The sequence below is a fragment of the Robertmurraya sp. DFI.2.37 genome, assembly GCF_029211245.1.
GTDB lineage: Bacteria > Bacillota > Bacilli > Bacillales > Cytobacillaceae > Robertmurraya > Robertmurraya methanolica_A.
Window position 1 is genome coordinate 1 of sequence record NZ_JARGEJ010000959.1, and the last position, 256, is coordinate 256.

At 43.4% G+C, this 256-nt stretch carries 1 rRNA gene; it reads left to right on the top strand.

What is annotated here, in order from left to right:
• Positions 1 to 154: 154 nt before the first annotated feature.
• Positions 155 to 256 (top strand): 5S ribosomal RNA (gene rrf, locus PZE06_RS29330); the annotation flags it as partial.

Sequence of the window (256 nt, forward strand, 5' to 3'; positions counted from 1 at the left end):
CTGATACTAATCGTTCGAGGACTTAACCAAATAAAAGTGGAAAAAATCCGCTTGATATGATTCTCTGTAATTTCTCTTCTTCATCCATTATCTAGTTTTGAAGGTACAAAGCTTTTTGCGTAAGCAATCAGTTTCATCACCTTTAACCCAATAGTCCGGTGGCGATAGCGAGAAGGTCACACCCGTTCCCATACCGAACACGGAAGTTAAGCTTCTCAGCGCCGATGGTAGTTAGGGGCTGTCCCCTTGTGAGAGT